Raw genomic sequence first — 24633 nt, 5'->3', positions numbered from 1 at the left:
TTCCGCAGTCGCTTTGGACATTTGCACTGCTAAAACACTCAAATAACTTAGTATCGCTAGATCGTAAGCCAAGAGAAACCGCAATTCCTGGTAAAATTCTCCCGTGATTAAATAAACGAAAATTGCCACTGTCAGCGTGAAGAGAAACCGGTTGATGGGAGAAGTCAGCCGAAAAATCATTTTTTGCTTGGCGGTCATTTTTAAGAGCCTTGATTTTCACAGATCTAGTTTAGTTGAAACGGCATGGGTTTCTCAGGATAGCCTAGCAGTCAATTCTCCGGTGAGGGCAGTAAACTGGCCCCTCTCTTCCCTTCGGGTAAAAATTCTCGATCGAATTGGCAATTTATACCTGGACTTCCCCGTTGACAAAAAGCCATAACCTGTGCTGTAGAAGGGATTAAGAGAATTTCCAGCGCCTCGTTACTGGGTACAAATCAGGGAAACTCCCAATAAATCTAACGCTTTTTGTTGCAGTTGGGTCGGTCGAGTTATCTTAGAAAAACGCGGTTCTTCGGTTTTTGTTATGCAATGGACGGGGTTATAAGGAATGAAACCCTTATAGAGAGAGACATTGCCGCAATTTTTGTCAATTGTTTGCGATTTGGAGCGAACTAATCAATTAAATCTCTTGCCAGATAAGGATTTAGTCGATTTATGCCCCCAGATCGAACCATACCAAGTCCCGAAAAGCCAAAAATGTTAAGAATTGTGTGAGATTACCCTAGTATTAGCCCCCGTTCGCTTGCCTCGCTATCCTTAATTATTGTATGATTATAACGTCTGGGCTATCAATTTTTCGAGATACCCTTCTCACGCTGAGTATTATGTCTAAAATCATTTCCATTCACTCGTATCGAGGTGGTACGGGTAAGTCCAACGCTACAGCTAATCTCGCGGCCATTCTTGCCTGTCAGGGTAAACGGGTTGCCATTGTCGATACAGATCTCCCCTCTCCTGGTATTCATATTCTCTTTGAACTACAAGATAAGCATATTAAATACACCTTGAATGACTTTCTTTGGCAGAAATGTAAAATCAATGAATCAGCTTACGATGTTACCTCAGTACTAGGAGAACAAAAAACTGAAAAGAATCTAATTTATCTGGTTCCTGCGAGTGTCCAAGTGAGCGATATTTCTCGAATTTTACGGCAGGGATTTAATACAGAGTTGTTATTGGAAGGTATAGAAGAATTAATTCAATTACTCCAGCTTGACTATTTGTTTTTGGATACCCATCCTGGACTCAATAGAGAAACTTTGCTATCTTTAACTATTTCCAATATTGTTTTACTGTTTCTTACCCCTGATGAGCAAGATCTCCGAGGTACTGCTGTCACCCTAGATGTAGCCAGTCGTCTTAAAGTTCCGAAGTTATTTCTAGTTGTCAACAAAATTGTAGACAGATATAATTTTGGCGAACTTCGTCAACAAATTGAATCTACTCATAAAATACCTATTGTCGGGATGATGCCGGATGCTTCTGATATGCTCCAACTGGCAAGCAAAGGTCTTTTTGTTCTGAAATACCCAAACCACCCAATTTCTCTAGTGTTAAAACAGATAGCAGAACAAATAGATCAACAAGATTCTGACTATGCTCCGAATGATAGCTGCGATCTTAAACCTTTTATAATGGAGTGTGTTTAGCGTGGAATAAGTAACCTGGTGCTAAAATAAGGGAGAATTTTTATGAGTAAAAGGCGATCGCCACAACTATCTATGAATTCTTTAGAATTCTCTAGCAGGGTGTTAGCTGACTCTGGTGCTAGTGTCGAGGAAATTCAAGAACTGCTGGCTTACAATCAAAATAAATTTAGTCATGTTTATCATCGGAAAACTTTGCCCAAAGAATCTGAGCCTCACCTAGAGGTTTGGCGACAATACATGACTGAATCTCACCAGATTGGCGTGTATGCAGTCCTTAAAGCTCATTTAGTTCAGTTTCAGTTTCCCATTAAGCAAGGCATCAGTCAAACGCCAGATTATCGCCAAGCTACCCGGCAAGGTAAGTTAGAAGAAGGGATGTCGTTAAAAACGGGCTTAACTTTCAACCAACCGGAGCGATTATCCCTGATCCTTTATGAAACCCTAGCGGGGTCGATTCCTGTCATTATTGCGGATGATCGCAATGACTTTATAACTTTAGTTCAAGCACTGACAAAAGGCAATGAACCCTATCTCGTACCGGAGTCAATGGGAGCTTGTATGGTGGGAAACTATAATAACTGGGAGAGAATACGCCAGTATAAAGCACAATGGATAGATCGCAATCCCCACCGTTGTGATGAGACTGATTGGCAGTTGGAATTCCAACACCTTATTCTCAAAAAAGAATTGTATCAAGATCGATTCATTATCTTAAGTACAGGCAACTATAGCAATGTAAGTGCTCAGCAATTAGGACTCACAGAGAGTCAGTGGCTAGAACTATCCTTGAAAATTCGCTTAGAACATGAATGTACCCACTATATTACGCGGCGGTGGTTCGATTCAATGCAGAATAATCTATATGATGAATTAATTGCAGATTATCGGGGTATCGTGGCGGCTCTAGGATATTACAATGTCGATTGGTTTTTGCACTTTGTCGGATTAGAATCCTTTCCTGCATATCGTTCAGGCGGTAGACTAGAAAACTATAAAGGGAATCCAGCTTTATCCCCAGGAGCGTTTAAAATTTTACAGAAATTACTTAAAACAGCCGCAGAAAATCTAGCCCGATTTGAGCAGCAATACATAAAACAGCCAAGGAATTCAGTACAAGAAACCGCACTGTTGTACGCTTTGACCAGCCTTCGACTTGAGGAATTAGCTTCAACTCAGGCTATGGGACTCCTGAATAGAGCTATGGAGGAAATCCGAGAGGTAGGAGTAGGGATTTAATCGCTAGTTGTCGACAAAATAAAGATATGCTAAACTAAAATGAATGTTAATGGTTGAGTTACCCTATGAAAAACGTACTACTCCAACAACTAAATAATAGTGATTTTCAATGGCTAAAAACCCATGGAAATCGTCAGCAAATTCCAGCGCAAACTGTATTGGTTGAGCAACATCATCCAGTCAATAACTTTTATATCATTCTTCAAGGGGTTCTTGTGGCTACAATGACTAAAAACCCAAACCGCATGGATCGGGTTTTTGCAGCCTTAGAAGAAGAGCAAGAATTAATGCAAGAAATTACTCGTTTTGAGACGGGAGAAATGTTTGGAGAAATATCTTTTTCTGAAACTAGCCCCTCAATTACTACCGTCAAATCCCTAGATAACGTCTTGGTTTTGGTCGTACCTGCTAAGCAATTACGAGACAAACTAGAGCAAGATCTAGGTTTTGCTGCACGGTTTTATCGCGCTAGTGCTATATTGCTTCTAGACCGTTTTAATTACCTAGTTCAACTTTTTTTGACTGATAAAATTGGACAAATTCCTCCCTTACAAGATGTCCCTCTGATTTTTGGAGAACTTAGTGATAGTGATGTTGACTGGATGATATCTTCAGGTCAATTAGAAGAATTGAAAGCCGGTGAAATTATAATTTCGGCTGGACGACCTGTAGAAAACCTTTATTTTATCACCCAAGGAACGATTTCTGTATTGGTTTCTGAAGAAAGAAAAAACCCTTTGAGTAATATTTTTGCAGCCCTTGAGAATGATCAAGAAACCCAAGAATTGCTGCAGCGAGAAATTGCACAGATGGCCAAAGGTAATCTCGTAGGAGAGTTGGCCATTCTTGACACACATCTTTCTTTTTTGACCTATGTAGCTTTAGAAAATTGCACCGTTTTAAAAATACCTCGACAAAAATTTCTGCTCAAACTAGAACAAGATGTAGGAATGGCTGCTCGCTTCTATCGAGTTGTTCTTATGCTTTTATCTCAGAGGTTACAGAACCTGAGTAGTCGCCTAGGCTATGGCAGAACTGAGTATAAAGTCGGGCAAAGTCTCTCAGAGGATAGAGTATATGAAGATGAGATCGATGTAGCCAGCATGGATAATCTCACCCTAGGGGGGGCGAGACTTGATTGGATGCTAAAACGATTAAAGTTGAAGGCAAATTAAACTTAGACATTAATTAGTATTTCATTTCCTCACAATTTATATTTAGGACAAGATTATGCCAGAGCCAAAAGACGGTTTATTTCGTCAGGAATCTCTAGAAAAACTCTCATCTCCAGAGCGACTTGACGAACTCATGGAAGTAGTTAATCCTAGGGCTTGGTTGTCTTTGACAACGATAGGAGCCTTGATAGTGGCTACATTAATCTGGAGCATTTTAGGAAAAATTCCCCTTAACATTAGTGGTACAGGTGTATTAATTCAACCACGACGATTAGTTCAGCTACAGTCTTCAACTCAAGGTCAAGTTTTAGAAATATATATTAAACCCAATTCCATCCTTAAGAAAAATCAAATAATTGCAACAGTTGACCAATCTGCTCTCAAGAAACAACTTCAGCAACAACAAGAAAAATTGGCTCAACTGCAAGGACAAAATCGGCAGACAACGGAGTTACAAAAAGAGCGAATTGCTCTAGAAAAACAAAATCTAATTGCACAGAGAATGAATTTAGAGCGGAGCTTACAACGAGAAAAAATTTCCTTGGATCTACGCCAAAAAAATCTTGATTCTCTGGTTAATCTGCGAAAAAACTACCAAAACATTTTAGATGAATTTCCCCAAATAGCCCAAGACGTTGAAGAAAAAACCTTCCAAGCTATTCAAGCCAAAGAAAATAGTTTAAGAAGTCAAATTCAACAATATGAAGAATTGCTACCCAAGCTCAAACAAAGAAGTGTGAATATAAAAAATCTTTTAGATAAAAATTTAATTACTGAAGATGTATATCTAACAGCAGAAAGAGATTATTATAGCTCTCTCACTCAAAAATCAGAAATAGAAACCCAATTGAAACAAATTAGATTAGATCGGGCGAATACCCAAGAGAAAAAACTACAAAATCGTGATCGCGTTAGGGATCTAGAAAATCAAATCAAAGATACGGATGTAAAAATACTTAATGTGGAACGTGAGTATCGACAAAGTCTTAATATGATCGATGATTTCAAAATAAAAATCCAGGGAATTCAAGTTGAAGAAGCCAAACTTAATCAACAGGAAAAAGAATCATTAATCGATAAAACCAACAATATTGCTGAAGTGAAGCGAGGTATTGCTGAACTGCAAAAATCCATCTTAGATAAAAGTGAAATTTTGAGTCCCTACGAAGGAAAAGTATTAGAAGTAAATATTGTTAGCGGTCAGGTGATAAATGCAGGCAGCAGGATTGCTTCCCTTGCCACTAAAAAACCAGATAGCCCTTTAGTCGCTATTGCCTATTTTCCCGATAAAGATGGCAAACAAATTCAGAAGGGTATGCAAGTTCAAATAACACCCAGTATGATTAAACGGGAACGTTATGGGGGAATTTTGGGAAAAGTGACTGAAGTTTCCCCTTTTTCCGTAACAACTGAGGATATCGCTACTATAGTCGGCAATCCTGAATTAGCTCAGAGCTTGAGCGGGCAGCAACCCCGCATTCAAGTGATTGCTGAGCTTGAAAGGGATTCAAACAACATTAACAATGGCTACAAGTGGTCTTCATCAAAAGGTCCTGTTCTTGAACTATCGGGTGGGACAACCGCACAAATCCAGATTCAAGTGGGAGAAAGAAGACCGATCAGCTATGTTATTCCGATTCTCCGTTCTTTGACAGGTCTTAATTAGGGCTGGCTGAATAAATCTAAAAACCTTGTTGGGTAAGACTTTTAGACCTTTTGTCAATCAAAAAGTGCCAATCATTGGAGTGATCGGGGCAAACATTTAGGCACTTTTTCCCTGAAAATTAGGTAATTGGCCACCTCAAAACTGGTAAAACCCCACACCCCACACCCCACACCCTGCCCCCACGAAAAACTTTTTGCCGCAAACCCTAATTAAATAAAAAGATGCTCAGCCAGTTAAAGACTCAATTGTTACGATTCCACAAGCAGCGGCGTACCCGTACTCCCACCCTGTTACAAATGGAGGCTGTTGAATGTGGAGCAGCGGCCTTGGGGATTATTCTAGGTTATTATGGCAAAATCGTCCCTTTAACCGAACTGCGTCGAGAATGCGGTGTGTCTCGAGATGGCACTAAAGCCTCTAATGTCCTCAAAGCAGCCCGACTGTATGGACTAGAAGCCAAAGGGTTTAGAAAATCTCTCGACTCGGTTAAAGAATTGCAACCTCCCTATATTGTCTTTTGGCAGTTTGATCACTTTCTGGTCGTTGAAGGAATACAAGGAGATAAAGTCTATCTTAACGATCCGGCTGTCGGTCCGAGAACTATCTCAGCCCAGGAATTTGATTCGGGTTATACAGGTGTGGTCTTGGTGATGCAGCCGGGGACACAATTTAAGAAGGGAGGCAAAAAAAAGAATATTCTCGAAACTTTAACATCTCGCTTACAAACCTCTCAGCAAGCTCTTTTGTTTTGCCTATTAGCGGGATTGTTGCTAACAATCCCACGTCTAGCCATACCTGCTTTTACTCAAGTTTTTACGGACGATTTGCTCATAGAAAACCGCTACGAATGGCTTCGTCCTCTAATTTTGGGAATGTTAATCACTACCGTATTACAAGGACTTTTAGCTCGTTTACGTCTCCTCTACTTACGACGATTGTTGATCAAGCTCTCTGTCTCAATGTCAGGACAGTTTCTTTGGCATACACTGCGTTTACCCATCGGATTTTATGCCCAACGCTATGCGGGGGAAATTAGTAGTCGAGCTCAACTCAACGACCATATAGCAACCATCCTCTCAGGAAAACTAGCCACAACCGTTATTGATACCTTTATGGTTGTCTTTTATGCTTTGTTAATGGCTTTCTATGATTGGGTACTGACAGTAATTACTATTATTTTTGCCGCCTTAAATTTCTTAGCATTACAGACTTTATCTCGCAATCGCATTGATACCAACATCAGAGTTTCTCAAGAAATTGGCAAAGTTTTCGGCGTTGCTATTGGGGGAATTCAATCGATCGAAACCGTAAAAGCAAGTGGGTTAGAATCAGATTTATTTACAAAATTTGCTGGCTATTACACTAAAAGCCTTAACTCTCAACAGCAGTTAGCGTTGGCTACCCAGATTCTCAATGCTTTACCTGCACTATTGACAGCCCTTGCTACCAGCTTAATCCTCTTGATTGGAGGCTGGCGGGTGATGGCGGGTAGCCTCAGTATTGGTATGTTAGTCGCTTATCAATCTCTGACTAATGAATTTCTCAAGCCGATTAATGATTTAGTCAATTTTGGTAGCACTTTACAAGACTTAGAATCCGACCTAATGCGTCTGGATGATGTGTTAGAAAACCCCATCGATCCCATAGCAAAATCTGCCCAATCAGAAGATGCGGCTGCCTCAGTTACAGTTAATAGAATCTCTTTTCGTTTATCTGGAAAATTAGAGTTGCAAAATCTAACTTTCGGCTACAGTCGCTTTGATCCCCCACTCATTGAAAACTTGAGTATTACTTTACAACCCGGACAAAGAATCGCCCTAGTGGGGGGCAGTGGATCAGGGAAATCAACGGTGGCTAAATTGATCACAGGACTCTATCCAATTTGGTCAGGGGAAATCCTTTTAGATGGTATCGAGCGAAGCCAAATTCCTCGATCTATCCTCGCTAATTCTTTAGCTATGGTAGAACAGGAGATATTTTTATTCGCAGGAACGATCAAGGAAAATCTAACCCTTTGGGATTCAACGGTTCCCGATGCTGATTTATTTAAAGCTTGTCAAGATGCAGCTATTCATGAACTGATTCTTAACCTTCCAGGTGGCTATAACAGCCAATTAAGTGAGGGAGGAATGAACTTGAGTGGCGGACAACGCCAAAGATTAGAAATCGCTAGGGCATTGGTGAGAAATCCAGCTTTGCTGGTCTTAGATGAGGCGACAAGTGCTTTAGACGCAGAAACTGAGTTGATCATCGATCGCAATCTGCGGCGTAGAGGTTGTTCTTGTATTCTTGTCGCTCATCGACTCAGTACTATTCGAGACTGTGACGAAATTATTGTTTTAGATAAGGGGAAAGTGGTACAACGGGGAAATCATGAACAATTGCGCTCTCAAGAGGGAATCTATACTCGTTTAATTAGTACAGAAAGAACAAAGGATAACGTCAATGAGCAAGTCTAATTTAGAGCAAGAGCCAAAATTTACTCAACTCCATAGCAATGAATCTCTCCTGTTAGATTGGCCGGACACAGTCTGGGTGGTGCGTTCAGGAGCGCTACTCCTATTTGCACTGCAACTGGAAGCATCTCAGCTTACCAAGACTCGCTCCTATATGTTTACCATTCAAGCCGGGGAAGCTCTTTTTGGTTCAGAATTAGTCAGAGGCATTTCCCCAGAACAACAATGGGGAATTTTAGCGATCGCTCTCGAAGAAGCGATCTTGGAAAAACTGACGTTGAGAGATTTAGCTGAGCAAATCAGTCATGGCGATTCAGCCGCCCGAATGCTTTTACAAGGCTGGCTGAACCATATTAGTCAATGGCTCGCTCAAAAACCTAGCCCTTTTTCCTTACCAGCCGAGAGAATTTATATTCAAGATACACATTTTTTATCCTTGCTGTCCGGCCAGGGATTGATGCTTCTTGCCAAAAGAGAAGAGGAAAAAAATATTCTTTGGATAAAAGTAAATCAGGGTAGTATGTGTTGGATGGGCTGTGAAGCCTTGAAACTAGAAGCAGGTTCACCCATGATTCCTTTGGCTTCAGATCTATGTTTAGCCGCAGAAACAACAACTGAAGTTTATACCTGTCTGACGGAAGACTTAGAAAACCTAGAAGATTTACCAAAAAGTTTGGCTCAGGTACACCGCTATTGCCTCTACTACTTTAGCCTGGTCAAAGAACTGGAAACAGAAAATGAATTTAGCCGCTTTCAGCAAAGAGAACAACTTAACCGTAGGGCCCTGCAAAGCTCTATGGGAGAGTTGATGTCCGTTTTGCAACCCCAAAAAGCTGACCTTTGGCCACTTAGCTCCCCCCTACTGATAGCCGCCGGAGCAGTCGGACGAAGTTTAGGAATTAAGGTTTTACCCCCGGCTCGTTCAGAAGACATCCATCGAGTCAAAGATCCCCTAGAGGCAATCTCTCGAGCCTCCCAATTCTCCACTCGCCGAGTGCATCTAGTTCATAATTGGTGGAAGGGAAACTATGGAGCGCTATTAGCTTACCTAGGTAGCAATCAAAGTCCAGTCGCTTTATTGCCCGACGAAAAGCATCACTATGTCTTGTTTATTCCCGAATCCCATCAACGCATTCCGGTGACGGCTACAGTGGCCGCTAACCTAGCTCCCGATGCCTATATGTTTTATCGGCCTTTGCCGATATTACTGAAAAATGTCTGGGAAATTTTCTATTTTGGCATTAAAGGTCATCAGCAAGATCTACTCTGGCTCATCTTACTTGGATTAGTAGGTAGCCTCCTGGGAATGGTTACGCCACAAGCAACGGCAATTTTAATCAATAATGCTATTCCTGATAGCGATCGCCTTCTCTTGGGACAACTGGGTTTAGCTTTAATTGCGGCAGCCTTTGGTAAATCTATCTTTGGTTTAGCCCAAGGAATTATAACCATACGGATAGAAAATGTAGCCGATAGTAATTTACAGCCTGCGGTGTGGGAGCGACTCCTCAAACTTAGCCCCAGCTTTTTTCGCAAATATGCCTCCGGTGACTTATTAAATCGTCTGATGGGAATCAGTCAAATTCGCCGAGAATTGAGTGGAGCAACGCAACGCACGTTGTTGAGTGCTGTATTTTCTCTAATTAACCTCGCCTTGATGTTTGTTTATAGTGTTCCCTTAACTTTTATTGCCATCGGTTTATCTATTCTCGTTGCCCTAATCACCTTCGTATCGAGTAAACAGATTATTCAAAAACAACGATTACAAGAAAACATTGATGGTCAAATTACTGGGTTAACAGTAGAACTGATTAATGGGGTGGCTAAACTCCGCGTTGCTGCCGCCGAACAAAGAGCTTTTGCTGCTTGGGCAAAACAATATAGTCAAAGAATCAAATTGCAAGCCAGCATCAAGCGCCTTGATGACAGTGTAACGGTTTTTAATGAAGCCCTTTCCTTAATCAGTTCAGTATGGATATTCTGGTTTGCAATTCTCTTTATTCAAATGGGTGAAGCTCAGGGGGCAGCCGCTACGGCTAAACTGACGGTAGGAGGATTTCTCGCCTTTAATTCGGCCTTTGGCACTTTTTTAGGGGGGACAACAGATTTGAGCAATACCTTAACTGATATTTTGGGGATTGTTCCTTTATGGGAGAGAATTCAGCCAATTTTAACATCTGCCCCTGAGTCAGATCCTACTAAAGCAGATCCGGGTCGTTTAACAGGACAGATAACTTTAAGTCATGTCACCTTTCGCTATCGAGAAGATGGGCCATTGATTCTAGAAGATGTGAGCATTTCCATTGAACCTGGGGAATTTGTGGCGATCGTTGGACCGAGTGGCAGTGGAAAATCTACTATTTTTCGTTTATTGTTAGGCTTTGAAACGGCTCTCAGCGGCACGATTTATTATGATGGACAGGATTTAGCTGGCTTGAACATTCAAGCAGTTCGACGGCAATTGGGCGTTGTTCTCCAGAATGTTCGTATTTCTGCCGGATCGCTATTTGACAATATTACAGCAGGGGCTTTGGTTAGCTTGGAAGAAGCTTGGGAAGCTGCACAAATGGCGGGTTTTTCAGAAGATATCAAACAAATGCCCATGGGAATGCATACTGTAATTAGCGAGGGGGGAACTAACCTTTCCGGTGGGCAAAAACAAAGGCTTTTGATTGCGCGGGCCTTGGTAATGAAACCCAAAATTATTTTGATGGATGAAGCTACCAGCGCTTTAGATAATCAAACCCAATTGATCATTACAGAAAGCTTAGATAGGTTGAAAGCTACTCGCGTCGTCATTGCCCATCGTCTGAGTACCATTCACAATGCTGATAGAATTTATGTAGTTGAAGGTGGGCGCATAGTTCAAATCGGGACATTTGACCAATTGGTTAGTCAAGAAGGATTATTTGCCAGATTGGTAGCCAGACAGTTGGATTGAACGAAAGCACTCTACCTCCTCATCCTCACGGCGTGATTTATCTAAAAATGTCGAGGTGAAGACCCTCGCTACTCACTTTACATGACTTTCTCTGAGTTCTTTGATTGTTAGAGTCCTGAATTTATCTGAACTTTTCCCGATTGGCAAGCCTTTTGACCGAGGTTACTATTGTCAGTGTGAATCAAGAAAAGATTGAATCACCCACAGACTTAAGGAGAACACAGTCATGAGTCAACCAGATGTCGAAAGATTTTATGAAATTGCTCGCAATAGCGAAGAGCTTCAAGCTATGTTAGGCGCAGCCGAAGATCGCGACAGCTTTGTCGAAACCGCCGTCAGACTAGGACAAGAAAATGGCTGCAACTTCACTCTTGACGAAGCTAATGAGTTTCTTAACACCAAGAAGGGAGATGCGGAACTGAGCGAACAAGAGTTAGAAGCTGTAGCTGGTGGTCGCCGCCGCCCTTGTAACTTAGGGACGCGACTCACTGTTTGTATCATTGTTAGCCGCAACTGCTGGGTTGCTACTTGTTAGAATCCGGTTTCTGGAAACCTCGAAAAATACCTTGCTGAAAAAGATCAACACTTTTGGTGCTTTCTTGGCAATAGGTACAGTTAATCGAGGTTTCCCTTATTAGGGTAATACCAAATCCGCTTTTCAAAGTAGCGTTTCTGTAGGGGAGCAAGGAGAACACAGTCATGAGTCAACCAGATGTCGAAAGATTTTATGAAATTGCGCGCAATAGCGAAGAGCTTCAAGCTATGTTAGGCGCGGCTGAAGATCGCGACAGCTTTGTCGAAACCGCCGTCAGACTAGGACAAGAGAATGGCTGCAACTTCACTCTTGACGAAGCTAATGAGTTTCTTAACACCAAGAAGGGAGATGTGGAACTGAGTGAACAAGAGTTAGAAGCTGTAGCTGGCGGTCGCGGTCGCCTATGTAACAACACGCTAATCATTTGTGGACGCACGAATGCAAATGCAAATGTGATATAAATGTGAAGTAGAGCCACGTCCAGCATAAATGAGATGCTCCCGTCTGTATCATTGTTAGCAATCTTACAGATGCTACTTGTTAAAATCAGCTTTCTGGAAACCTCGAAAAATACCTTGCTGAAAAAGATCAACACTTTTGGTGCTTTCTTGGCAATAGGTACATTTAATCGAGGTTTCCCTTATTGGTCTAATACCATTTTTCATAAGTAATGGCAGAGATGGTTAATCGCCCTCACCCCTAACCCCCCACCCCCCCGATGTCGGGGGGGCAAGGGGGGGTAAGATACCTGCCAAGAATAAAGAAAAATGGTATAATACCAAATCCGCTTTTAATTTTTATCAGATCGAAGATTAACATTGTATGCAACAGAATGGTTAATTATTCATTAACTGAATTGAAGGGGTTGGCTTGGCTTCAATATTTGGCAATGACCTTTCCCTCTTATCAACCTGCTTTACAAAGTGTGCAGTTTGATGACTCTATTATTGCCATTGGCGCAAGTGTTGAGCAAAAACCAGTTGGCTTAGGTCTGGCTAGGCTGTACCCTGAAGAAGAAGCAGCTATCATCCTCTCCATCTTTGTTGAATCCCCCTATCGTTGTCAGGGGATTGGCACAGCCTTACTCGCGCATTTAGAGCAGGTGTTTAAGCAACGAGGTTGTCGGTATGTTGAATTAGTTTATACAAGCGACCAAACGACAACTCCGGCTTTAGAACATATACTGAGAAAAGAAGGTTGGACACCGCCAGAGTTACGGGTGTTAATTTGTAAAGCGATGCCAGCGCAGATGATTCAAGCATCCTGGGTACACAAATATAGTTTACCTGCTGGTTTTACAATCTTTCCTTGGTCTGATTTAACGGAAGTAGAACGAAGTAGCATTTTAGAAAAACAAAATACTCAGGCGTGGTATCCAGAAGTTCTTTCACCTTTTTTAGAGGAAGACAAAATCGAGCCACTCAACAGTTTAGGACTTCGTTATCAAAAAGAAGTCATCGGCTGGATGATAACCCATCGTCTTGCACCAGATACAATCCGCTACAGTAGCTTTTTTGTCAAGAAAGAGCTACAAAAGGTCGGGCGTGGCATTCCTTTGTTAGCCGAGTCGATTAAAATCCAGTATAGTAGCCATATCCCCTACGGAATGTGGACAGTAGCCAAGGATAATCCAGCCATGTTGAGTTTTGTTAAACGGCGAATGGCAAGCTATATGATGTCAATTAAAGAGTCTAGAGGTGTTTCTAAAGTGTTATAGTAAGTTATCTGATGAAAATTAAAAGAAGGAGGCTTTTTTTGTGAGCGCCAACCCATCTGATTTAAAACCCGAATTAGCTAAGATCGTCAGTCAAGCTACGTTTATTTCTGAACGTCTCAGTCATCAAACAACATCGACTATCTCAAGCCCATTTAATGAAGAGATAGCAAATACTCGTTTCAATCATTGGTGTAAAGTCAGTGCCTCTGGAGATTGGGATAAATTTTACAAACGTCTGGAGTGGAATGGTTGGTCGTGCGATACAGTTTTGCGAGTACTTGGCACAGAATTAGAACCTGAAACTCATTCCTTACCCAGTTGGGCTTTAACCCTAGCTGAGATTATAGAAACAGTTGCACAATTAAACCAAGAAAATCTCAAATCGTTTCCTAGAGATCCTAATGATCCTAAACCCTTTGAAGATGTTTTTTTACCTTTGGTTCTGGTTGGAAGACAAAAACTTCTTGCTCGCTTAGGAGTAGAATCATTATCTGACGAAAATTTGCCTTTAAAACGATTGGAGGAATCTGCTTATCTAAGTCTAGAAGATGGTCTTTACCAAAGACTTTTTTATCTTTTAGTAAAAACTTTAGATTTTGAGTTTTCTCATTCTCGTCCCCTCGGGAAAAACTTGCTCAATTTAATAATTCCGAACAATAAAACTACATCAGGTAACAAAAAATATCTAGCTTTTGTTGATAAATTATTATCAGATGGATTCTTGGGTTTTTTTCAAAAATATCCCGTATTAGGTAGGTTTATTGCAACCACTATTGATTTTTGGGTTGAGTCAACGGCAGAATTTCTAGAAAGACTGGAAAATGATTTATTAGAAATTAAGGGAGAATTTTCCCAGATAAATGATTCGATTGATTCTAAAATATCAGAAAATCAGCTAGGAAAAATTAAAGAAATTAAGCCGGACTTGTCTGATCTTCATCATCAAGGACGTTCTGTGATCGTGCTAACTTTTGCCTCGGGGCTAAAGTTAGTTTATAAACCGAAAAAAATAGGGGTTGACATAGCTTTTAACCAACTTTTATCTTGGTTAAATCAACAATTAGAAAACTTAGAAAGTTCTGCACAATCTCCCCTGAAAATTCTTCGGATTTTAGATAAACAAACCTATGGATGGAGCGAATACATTGAACAAAAACCTTGTCAAGATACCGCCGCTGCTAAACGTTTTTATTTACAGGCGGGAAGATTGTTATGTTTGTTATATTTTCTAGGAGCAAATGATTTTCACCACGAGAATTTAATTGCCTACGGCGATCAACTGGTGATGATTGATCTAGAAACAATCATGCACCATGAAGCTAAATGGATGGAAGATTCGGAAGATGAAACAGCCGGAGAAGCAGCGATGAATCAATTGTCTGATTCAGTCTTACGCACGGCATTGTTACCGACTTGGGAGTTTAATATCGACACTTCTGTCGCTTATGATGTTAGTGGATTGGGTAGTATTGATATTCAACCTATGCCGGTACCATTTCCTGTCTGGAAATCGATCAACACCGACGATATGTATTTAGCACAGGAGAAAATAGATAGACCTCTGCAAGCTAATGTTCCTATGCTTAATTCACAGCCACTTTACCCGAATGATTATCTAAAAGAATTGATTACAGGCTTCGAACAAGTATACCGTTTCTTGATTGAACAGAAGGAAAACCTATTAGCAGCAAATGGACCTTTATCGCCATTCCAGACACAGGTAGTCAGATTTCTGTTCCGTTCCACCAAAGTTTATGGGGCTGTTCTCAATAAGACGCGAGGGGCAGAATTTCTCAAACATGGACTAGAGTGGAGTATTGAAGCAGATATCTTGAGCCGGGCTTTTCTCAATAACCAAAATCAACCTCAAGCTTGGCCTATTCTAGAGATGGAACTTCAAGCCATCTCCTTAGGAGATGTTCCCTATTTTAGTGCTGCTACGGTAAGCGATGACCTCAACTTAGGTGGTGAACAGACTATACCGGAGTATTTTAAAGGATCATGTTTTAATCAAGTTGAACAACGATTAAAACGGATGAATGAAACTGACTTAGCTCAACAATCTAGAATTATTCAGTTGGCCTTTCAGTCAAAAATTACTGGAAGTTTCTCCTCAGAAAGAAGCAAAATTGAGTCTAAAAATCAGGAAGAAATTACTAAGACTCTGTTGACTGACGACCAGTTTGTTACCAAAGCAATAGAGATTGCTCAAGAAATCGAAGACCAGGGAATTATTGGTTCTGATGGTAGTCTTTCTTGGATTAGTTTAGCTTTTGTTCCGAAAGCAGAGAGATTTCAGCTACAACCTTTGGGAGAAAGTTTCTATGATGGCAATTGCGGTGTTGCTGTCTTTTTTGCCGCCTTAGCTCGTGTGACAGGTGATAGTAAATTTGAGAATTTAAGCCTTAAGTCTCTTCAATCTTTAGAAAGCTTCTTACAAAATGCGGATGCTGAGGCAATCAAAATTTTTGCCGATAACTTTGGCATCGGCGGCGGCGTAGGACTGGGGGCGATTATTTATTGTCTCGTCAAAATCCGACAATTTCTCGATTTACCCCATCTCTCTCAAGAAGCACAAAAAGTTGCTCAATTTATGAGCCAAGAGATTATTGATAAAGATACTAATTTCGATATAGTTAAGGGTGCTGCTGGGACAGTTTTATCCCTTTTAGCTCTTTATCAGGATACGGGGACAAATTTTGTTTTGGATAAGGCTCAAGCCTGTGGTCAACATCTGCTGAAATTTTGTGATTTGCGCTATAACGAGAAATCAGATACCTATAAACCATTGACTGGCTTCTCTCATGGGGCCGCCGGAATTGCCTATGCACTTTTACGACTCTATGAGGTGACTCAAGACCAGGCTTATTCAAGGGGCGCACAACAGGCGATCGCCTATGAAAATAGCAAATTTCTTCAAGAATTTGGGAATTGGCGTCAAATCATCCCCACTGAGGAGCCTTCTGCTGCACCAGTGTTTTGGTCAACTTGGTGCTATGGAGCTCCTGGTATTGGTTTAGGACGTTTAGGCGGTTTATCTAGCTATAAAACTGACGAAATTCTGGCTAATATTGAAGCGGCTCTCAAGACAACCCAAGAGACTCCCTTGCAGCAAGTGGATCATTTGTGCTGTGGCAATTTAGGTCGCTGTGAAGTTATGTGGGTCGCTGCACATAAACTTTCTCATCCGCAATGGTACAGTGCGGCTCAAGAATTAGCAAGTCGAGTCGTCAATCGAGCTTCTCAAACAGGCAAATATGAACTATTTGCTGATTTGCCGACATCCGTGTTTAATCCCTGTTTCTTTCAGGGTTTGTCTGGTATTGGCTACCAATTTCTGCGTCTGGCTCATCCTGAGTCTTTACCTTCTGTATTACTTTGGGAGTGAGCAGTCTATCTTAATAGGGGGGAATTAAATTCATCATGCCGACTAACTTTAATTCTAATGAAGCGATCACCTAACCTTCTGTATTACTTTGGGAGTGAGCAGTCTATCTTAATAGGGGGGAATTAAATTCATCATGCCGACTAACTTTAATTCTAATGAAGCGATCACCTATAGTGTTGCCTTAGTCATCATTGGCTTGGTAATATTAATCGGCTTATGGTTGCCAGATTTTTTGCATAAAGATTGAGCGCGTAATATATGTGGTGCAAGAGGCTAAGTATTTATACTTATTGTATGGTCAAGATTTTTTCAGTATCATTTAACTAGGACACTAGAAAAACTGGCTTCTTTTCTAAGGGGCAATAGCTTATGAATCTTGAAGAAGCCTTGGGTTTGGCTGAGAACTTAATTTTTCAGCGATCTGGCCAACATTTGAGCGATCTTGAACGGTTAATTTTTCAGGCATCGTGGACTGAAAATCGGCTTTCCTATGAAGAAATTGCTAAGACTTACAAATATTCGCCCAATTACCTCAAACAAGATGTGGGCCCTAAACTATGGAATCGTCTGTCTGAAGCCTGTGGAGAAAAAGTCAAAAAAAACAATTTTCGATCTGTTTTAGAAAGACATAAGGCTAAATTCCTTGATATTACCCCAATTAAAGACTCGGACAAGCCAATTTTACCGACTTATCCCCTATCGCAGCCAAAATTAGGGCAAGATTGGGGTGAAGCCCCAGAAATCTCGGTATTTTATGATCGTCAAGAAGAAATTGCTACCCTTAAACAATGGATTATTGGGGAACGAGTTCGTTTAGTTGCACTGTTCGGAATAGCCGGAATTGGGAAAACCTATCTCTCAATTCAGTTAGCCAAGGAAATTCAGGGCGATTTTGATTGGGTTATTTGGCGTTCCTTGAGTCAAGTTATGTCAATGAGAAAACTTCTACTTGATATTTTGTCAATTATCGATCAAGATCAAGAAAACAAAGTTTTAGTAAGTGTTGATGACCAAATTTCCCTATTAATTGAGCATTTCAGACAACAACGCTGTCTGGTCATTTTAGATAATTGTGAATCAATTATGTCCAGTGGAGTTCAGGTAGGATCTTATCAAGATGGTTTTCAAGAATATGAAAATTTCTTCAAACGAATAGGGGAGAGTTCCCACCAAAGCACTTTAGTAATTACCAGTAGAGAAAAACAAAAAGAAGTTTCTTTAATGCAAGGGGAAACTTTGCCAGTTCGCTCTTTAGAGTTAAACGGATTAAGTGTCCCAGCTAGTCTTAAGTTAATTCAGCTAAAAGGCTGCGACAGTCAATCTCAATCTGACTCCCTCATGTTGATTGAAAAATATGGTGGAAATCCTCTCATTCTTAAATTAGTTTGTGGAATTATCAAAGATTTATTTAATTGTAATATTAGTAGTTTCTTGCAAGAAGAAACTTTTTTTGTTGATGAAATATCAAATTTATTTGAGGAACAGTTTATTAGATTATCTGATTTAGAGCAAAATATTCTTTACCGTATAGCTTTAAATCAAGAGTCTTTACTGATCGATGCTTTAAAAGCAGAAATTTTTCCCAGTATTTCTCACCAAAATTTACTCATAACATTAAAATCCTTAACTCAGAGATGTCTAATTGAAAAATATCAAAATAAGTTCTCCTTACATCCGTCCATTAGAGAGTATTTAATTTATCGATTGATCAATCAGATCACTAGGGAGATAGAAACGGCAGAAATTAATCTTCTTAATCGCTATGCTCTTCTCAATATTCAAGGAAAAGAAAATATCAGAAAATTCCAGATCAGATTAACAATAAAACCTCTCGTTGAAAACCTATTATCTATTTATCAGACTGAAGAAAAACTTACTGAGCGATTCAAAGAAATCCTCCGCACTTGGCAAGAACATAATCCTCAAAAACTTGGATATTTAGCTGGTAATATTATTAATATTTTTGGTTATCTTAATATCGATCTAACTGGTTATGACTTCTCCCATCTTACCCTGTGGTCTAGTTATCTTCAAGATACCCATTTACATCAAGTTAATTTGGCGTATTCCGATTTGAGTAAATGCGTATTTGCCAAACAAATAACCAGTATTTTATCAATTGCCTTAAGTCCTGATGGACAAATTCTTGCCACAGGAGATGTCAACGGGGAGATTCATTTCTGGCAAGTGGCAGATAATCAACTTTTATTGAGTTGTAAAGGGCATACAGAATGGGTTCACGCAGTTGCCTTCAGTCCAGATGGCAAAATGCTCAGCAGTGCTAGTAGCGATCAGACGGTGAAATTATGGTCTGTTGAGGATGGCAGTTGTTTATACACCTTTTTAGAAAATAATCATCGCGTCTATACGGTTGCTTTCAGCCCCGACGGAAAAATCTTAGCTAGTGGTAGCAATGACTATAGTATTAGTCTCCGAAGTGTGGCTACCGGAGAATGTTTACAAACTCTGAACGGACATGAAAACACTGTTTGGTCAATCGCTTTTAGTAAAAACGGTAAAATGATTGTTAGCGGTAGCGAAGACCGTACTGTGAAGTTGTGGGATAGAGAAACGGGTCGGTGTTTGCAAACATTTAGCGGACATCGCCAATGGGTTCGCTCTGTCGCGTTTAGTCCAGATGGTCAGCGTTTAGCCAGTGGTAGTGGCGACCGCACCGTCAAAATTTGGGAGATTAACCAAGGCCAGTGTATCTTTACACTTGAAGGTCATACGGAGCGAATACGTTCAGTGGCTTTTAATCCTCAAGGAAACCTCTTGGCCAGTGGGGGAGGAGATCACACCATTAGAATCTGGGATTTAGAAGAAGGGAAATGTCTCAAAACCTTCCATGGTCATAATAATCGCCTAACTTCAGTGCTATTTAGTTCAGACGGTACTATTTTAGTAAGTGGGGGCGAAGATCGAGCCATCAGGTTTTGGGAGGTTAACACAGGCCAATGTTGGAAAACTTGGCAAGGATATGGTAGTTGGATTCAATCAGTAGCCTTTAGTCCTGATGGCAAGACACTTGCTAGTAGTGAAACACGAACTGTTAGACTATGGAAAATTGAGACGGGCCGATGGTCGAAGCTAGAAGGACATAAAGGGTGGGTCAGTTCGATCGCTTACAGTCCAGATGGAACTTTGTTAGCCACCGGGAGCAGTGATTATAGTGTTAGATTATGGGACACTAAAACTGGCCAGTGTCTAAAAACTTTATTGGGACATACTCGCTGGATTCGGACGATTACATTTAGCCCAGATGGTTTGACCCTAGCTAGTTGTAGTGGTGATGCAACGATTAAACTTTGGGATATTACTACAGGTCATTGTCGAAAAACGTTACGGGGTCACACGGGCTGTTTATGGTCGATCCAGTTCAGTCCTGATGGACTTACTCTCCTTAGTGGTAGTGAAGACAAAACAGTAAAATTGTGGGGGGTTGAAACCGGGGAATGTTTGACTACTTTTACGGGACACGGTAGCTGGGTTTTGGCGGTGGCTTTTAGCCCAGAGGGGAATTTGATCGGCAGTGGTTCTTGTGATTCTAAGATTAAACTATGGAATGTCCAAAGCGGCAAGTGTTTGGCAACCCTTCAAGGTCACGATAGTTGGATTCAGACCATTGCGTTTAATCCTCAAGGCGACATTTTAGCAAGTGGTAGTTGTGATCAGACCATTAAGCTTTGGGATATGCCTTCAGGTCGAGACCTTGCCACCTTAACAGGCCATGAAAAGTGGGTTTTATCGGTTGCTTTTAGCCCTGATGGACAATTGCTTGCTAGTGGGGGACAAGATGAAACGATTAAGCTTTGGGATCTGAAAACGGGTCGATGTTGTAAGACGATCAGAACTGAACGCCCCTATGAAGGGATGAGTATTGCTATGGTTCAGGGATTGACCGAAGCTCAAAAAAATACCCTAAAATTTTTAGGAGCGAGCGATTGACAGTGTTTATGAGTGGCAAAGTTGCTAAGTTTTAATCGATAAAATATCTTGGATAGATTTTACTTCTACTGGATAGATATCCTGTAGTTTTTTGATCAAATTAGATTCAATAAATTGCCATTGATCGCCTGGGGTATATCCACTAAATCTCGAACGACAAATATCAATTAATTTAGGCTGGATTTTATTCTCAATGAGAAAGGTGCTAAACTTCTCGATTCTTTCAAGAATTTCTGCTTGTGAAACTTTTAATGCTCGGTCTTTTTCGAGAACAGATTCCATAATAGGCCGCTGCATATAAAAGTAAGATTTACCATTTTTCTCTTTCATCTTAGCGGTTCCACCTAGCTTAATCCGAGTCGGATCATAGGGGTTATTTAAGAAAGATTCATAGGTTTCTTTACTCACTTCTATTTCCCAAACTTCTCCCGCTTGGTTATCGCAAGAAAAATAGTCTAGATCGATATCCACAACTACAGTTTTTTCTTGATTGACAAGGGAATCTGTCGTCGTGATTAATTTATTTTTTAAAGGTTTTCTATCGAGATTAAAGAGTCCCGCCTTGTTGACATCTTCGGTTACAAATAAAATTTTTCCTTCCGCATTTAAGGAAAAAACGTGATTCATGACCTCGGTTTGTTCAGTATTATGGGTTTGTCTTAACCAGTAAAGTTCATTAAAAATACCCTGATAAATACTGGGAATAATAAAATCTGCAATTCCCAATTCTGTATAAGTAAAGTTATAAATATTTTCTAAGTCACCATTGAGTGAGTTAAGAGAGTGGGATAGATTAGGCGTACCAAAGTCCGAATGTTCATCAACATGAAGTAAAAGGTTTTTGTTGGGCGGAATCCATCCGTTTAAGACAGCATAGTTCCAAATAAAAAATGCTTCGTGGTGTTCTTCCATGATTAACAAGGGAATAGCTGACATAGATTTCTCCTGTAATTAGATAATTATTCAGTTGACAGATTAGCTAAAATAACGGTCTGTGTCAAGACAGAAAAGTTCAGGTTTCTTCAGCTAATTTTTCCCACGTCTGAAGCCAGCGGCTCGTTGTAGTTGAGCAAATGAACGATTATAAGTAATAATAGCATTGATTAAATTGTTCTGAGCCCGAACTAAACGATTTCGTGCATCGAGTACTTCCGTTTGGGTATTAACCCCAAGATCAAAACGGATTTCGGCTGCTTGAAGTGCCTCTTCCGCTCGCTTGATACTTTGAGTAGCCGTCTCAATATTCCTTAATTGGGGTTGTAGCTGATAATAGGCCCTTTCTACTTCTAGGCGAATGTTATTCGCTGTTTCCGAATACTGCTGCTCGGCGATTGCCATCCCTGTGGCGGCTTGTTTCGCTCTAGAGGTTGCGGCTCCCCCGTCAAAAAAAAGCCAGTTAAAGTTTAAACCGAAAGCATAACCATCCTCAGTTCCCTTTGGGGTAAAGGGATTGGGATCTTCAGTGGCAAGGGATAATACATTATATTCAGCAAAAAGACTGAGGCTTGGTCTGATAGCAGCTAAGGCTAACTGTTGCTCGGCACCACTGCGTTGACGTTGGGCTAATCTTTGCTCTAGCTCCACGCGGTTTTTAAAAGCTAAGAGGATAGTTTCATCTAAAGGCAACTGCCATACTCCAGTTTGACTGACGGGATCAGCCGATGTCGGGGTTATCGAAGCAGGCAAATTCAAGATAGTTGCTAAATTTCGACTGGTTGTTTTTTGGATTGCCTGATTATTACGCAGTTCCTGAATGGCATTATCTAAATCGACTTGAGCATTGAGTAAATCCAACTTAGTAGCTAAACCAACATTGAGCATTAATTCGATGCTTTCAAGTCTTTTGCTTCGGTCATTGACATCGTTCTGGAAAATCAACACCTGAGCATCAGCCTGTTGTAAATCGTAATAAGCAAGAGCTACATCTAGGATTAATTGATCTTCTATCCTCGTCACTTCCAATTCATTAATTCTTAGGGTTTCTTTAGCCGAGTTAATGTTAGCCTGTCTGCCAGGAGAATAGATTTTATAAGATAATGATAGTTTTCCATCTACTGTTGTCGTGACAAAATTACTAATTTGGGAAATACTTTGTCGTGTCGATGCAATCTGATTCTGCTGTGACTGCAATGAAGTTTGAGCTTGTTGCAAATCCCTCGTTAAAAATTCTAGCTCAATGCTTTTTTGGATTTGGGTCTGTCCGGCTAATTGAGTCAGGGCTGATTGCGGGACAAAAAAAGGACTTAGAGCTTCTATTTGTTGCGCTAAATCGGGAGCTATATCGGTGGGGGGAGAGGGTACAATAATGTTGTTAATTTGGTCTAATTCCTCTTGCTTGGCATTAACCCGCCCTTGCAGAAAATTAACAAGTCCTTGGCTATTTTGTAGCTGTGTTTCAAAACCATTGAGGGTGGCGATTTGCTGTTTTTCGTTTGCCTGAGCGGCAAGTTCACCACTAGCCGATAAAACCCGCGTTGCTGTTGTAGAAAATGATAAATTAGGATACAGAGCAGCCATAGCTTCTGCTAACCCGGCACGACTTGACTCTAATTGGAGGATGGCTATTTTTAATTGCTGATTGTTCCGCTTTGCTAGTTTGATTGCTTGTTCTAAAGTAATGGCTATTAAATGTTCTTGACTTTGCTTTATGTCTTGTTCAGTTGGCAAAAGCAAGGGGTTAGGGTTGGAATTTAGCTCGGAGGGAAAACTCTGATTTTGTTTCTCCATTGGAATTTCTACAATATCATTACTAATTTTTTTCGAGTTTGTCTCAAGATAATTTTTTTTTTGCTGCAATAATTTTGGTTCAAAGTTAGTTTTTCTGCTGCTATTTTTAAGTGAATATACATCTGGAAATTGGTTTGAAAAACTTGTTTGTACAGGATTTGCTTCCGCCAATTCTACCTCTGTCAAACTCAAGATCAATATTGAAGAGTTGACTAAAATTTCTCTTAGCATCGTTTTTAGTTAGTTGTTTTGGTTTTTCAACAGATATTATATCATGCGCCAATTCAAAAATGAAACGCATCAGCCTTAAGAGTTGATAGTGAACTACTCTCAATGTCCTTGAGAGCTTCCTAAGCTAAACGGCTTTTACTTCGGATCACCGATATAGACTCCAAAAGAGTTATAGCTATTGGATCATGCAGGTTAAGCGCCGTTTAGCTTATTTCACGGGGGATTGCCTCAAGACGGACTTACGCCCAGCTTTTGGTCTTATACCAAATTTCTACTACTACCGAATCATTACCTGCCGAATCAAGAGATGGAAACAGAGGAAAAACCAGATAATTCTCAGACGCAATTAAATGAGATTAGAAATTATGTTTACCACTAAACCGATAACTACTGCTACTAAGATAAAAGAGAGGATGGAATGAAAGAGTGTCATGCGTCGCATGGCAACGCTTTCAACGGATACGTCCGATGTTTGGTAACACATGGCAATGGTAAAAGAATAATACATGAAATCCCAATAATCCACCAGTTCTTGATTGGGAAAGTCTAAACCTTTGCGGTAAGCGGATGAATCTTCTGCGGATAGTTCATCGTAGTAGAGTCTGGCATAATACAGAGCAAAAAAAGTATGTACCAGAGTCCAGGACAAAAAGATTGCTAATAGGGATAATCCCATGTGCAAATTCGTCAACAAGGGAGTCCATTGCTTCGAGTTGTTGAGCAATAAAGAAAGAGCAATTAACCCCATACCAGAAAATAGCAGCACAGCAAATAAAGTGCTAATACTCTTGGGTTCTTGCTGTTGAGACAAGCGAAAGGTATCTTCCGCAGTCGCTTTGGACATTTGCACTGCTAAAACACTCAAATAACTTAGTATCGCTAGATCGTAAGCCAAGAGAAACCGCAATTCCTGGTAAAATTCTCCCGTGATTAAATAAACGAAAATTGCCACTGTCAGCGTGAA

14 protein-coding genes and 1 pseudogene are annotated in these 24633 nt (G+C 40.5%); 11 read left to right on the top strand and 4 right to left on the bottom strand.

Features of this window, described 5'->3' with window-relative positions:
* Positions 1 to 198 (bottom strand): annotated as a pseudogene (locus IM515_RS20340) (DUF1345 domain-containing protein); the annotation flags it as partial.
* A gap of 626 nt (positions 199 to 824) precedes the next feature.
* Between IM515_RS20340 and IM515_RS20335 the strand changes: the two are divergent.
* The 11 genes from IM515_RS20335 to IM515_RS20285 all read left to right on the top strand — a co-directional run bounded on the left by IM515_RS20335 (position 825) and on the right by IM515_RS20285 (position 20711).
* Complete coding sequence (locus tag IM515_RS20335) at positions 825 to 1649, top strand: MinD/ParA family ATP-binding protein (RefSeq protein ID WP_190717881.1); 825 nt, start codon at positions 825 to 827, stop codon at positions 1647 to 1649.
* A gap of 72 nt (positions 1650 to 1721) precedes the next feature.
* Positions 1722 to 2885, top strand: coding sequence for a DUF7005 family protein (locus IM515_RS20330; protein ID WP_193958689.1), 1164 nt, complete (start codon positions 1722 to 1724; stop codon positions 2883 to 2885).
* Positions 2886 to 2950: 65 nt separating this feature from the next.
* The gene (locus IM515_RS20325; protein WP_193958690.1) at positions 2951 to 4060 is read left to right on the top strand and encodes a cyclic nucleotide-binding domain-containing protein; all 1110 of its coding nucleotides are present in this window, start codon (positions 2951 to 2953) and stop codon (positions 4058 to 4060) included.
* A 55-nt stretch (positions 4061 to 4115) separates the two neighbouring features.
* A complete protein-coding gene (locus tag IM515_RS20320) occupies positions 4116 to 5726 on the top strand; it encodes an NHLP bacteriocin system secretion protein (protein WP_287628071.1) in 1611 nt (536 codons plus the stop codon).
* Between the two features lie 221 nt (positions 5727 to 5947).
* On the top strand, positions 5948 to 8185 hold the full coding sequence (locus IM515_RS20315) for an NHLP family bacteriocin export ABC transporter peptidase/permease/ATPase subunit (RefSeq protein WP_193958692.1): 2238 nt from the start codon (positions 5948 to 5950) through the stop codon (positions 8183 to 8185).
* A complete protein-coding gene (locus IM515_RS20310) occupies positions 8172 to 11123 on the top strand; it encodes an NHLP bacteriocin export ABC transporter permease/ATPase subunit (protein ID WP_287628069.1) in 2952 nt (983 codons plus the stop codon). Before IM515_RS20315 ends, IM515_RS20310 begins: the two co-directional genes overlap by 14 nt.
* A 226-nt stretch (positions 11124 to 11349) precedes the next feature.
* Positions 11350 to 11658, top strand: a complete 309-nt coding sequence (locus IM515_RS20305; RefSeq protein ID WP_287628068.1) for a Nif11-like leader peptide family RiPP precursor — start codon at positions 11350 to 11352, stop codon at positions 11656 to 11658.
* Between the two features lie 164 nt (positions 11659 to 11822).
* Positions 11823 to 12119 carry a Nif11-like leader peptide family RiPP precursor gene (locus tag IM515_RS20300; protein WP_287628066.1) on the top strand — a complete coding sequence of 99 codons (297 nt, stop codon included), beginning with the start codon at positions 11823 to 11825 and terminating at the stop codon, positions 12117 to 12119.
* A 428-nt stretch (positions 12120 to 12547) separates the two neighbouring features.
* Positions 12548 to 13375 carry a GNAT family N-acetyltransferase gene (locus tag IM515_RS20295; protein WP_287628065.1) on the top strand — a complete coding sequence of 276 codons (828 nt, stop codon included), beginning with the start codon at positions 12548 to 12550 and terminating at the stop codon, positions 13373 to 13375.
* Positions 13376 to 13415: 40 nt separating this feature from the next.
* Complete coding sequence (locus tag IM515_RS20290; RefSeq protein ID WP_287628064.1) at positions 13416 to 16763, top strand: type 2 lanthipeptide synthetase LanM family protein; 3348 nt, start codon at positions 13416 to 13418, stop codon at positions 16761 to 16763.
* Between the two features lie 369 nt (positions 16764 to 17132).
* On the top strand, positions 17133 to 20711 hold the full coding sequence (locus IM515_RS20285; protein WP_287628063.1) for a WD40 domain-containing protein: 3579 nt from the start codon (positions 17133 to 17135) through the stop codon (positions 20709 to 20711).
* Between the two features lie 24 nt (positions 20712 to 20735).
* On the opposite strand, the gene IM515_RS20280 is transcribed toward IM515_RS20285, so the two are convergent.
* From IM515_RS20280 to IM515_RS20270, 3 genes are all read right to left on the bottom strand, one after another.
* Positions 20736 to 21647: a peptide arginase family protein gene (locus tag IM515_RS20280; protein ID WP_190719808.1), complete on the bottom strand. Its 912-nt coding sequence runs from the start codon at positions 21645 to 21647 to the stop codon at positions 20736 to 20738.
* A gap of 90 nt (positions 21648 to 21737) precedes the next feature.
* Positions 21738 to 23438: a TolC family protein gene (locus tag IM515_RS20275; RefSeq protein ID WP_287698156.1), complete on the bottom strand. Its 1701-nt coding sequence runs from the start codon at positions 23436 to 23438 to the stop codon at positions 21738 to 21740.
* A 577-nt stretch (positions 23439 to 24015) separates the two neighbouring features.
* Positions 24016 to 24633, bottom strand: a 618-nt coding sequence (locus IM515_RS20270; protein ID WP_287628061.1) for a DUF1345 domain-containing protein, incomplete at its 5' end; no start/stop codon positions are given.

Origin of the sequence: Microcystis sp. M44BS1, from assembly GCF_020244875.1 — a bacterium.
In the GTDB taxonomy this organism is placed as follows: Bacteria; Cyanobacteriota; Cyanobacteriia; order Cyanobacteriales; family Microcystaceae; genus Microcystis; species Microcystis panniformis.
The sequence above is the reverse complement of the archived record's forward strand: the minus strand, read 5'-3'. Positions and strand labels throughout refer to the sequence as shown.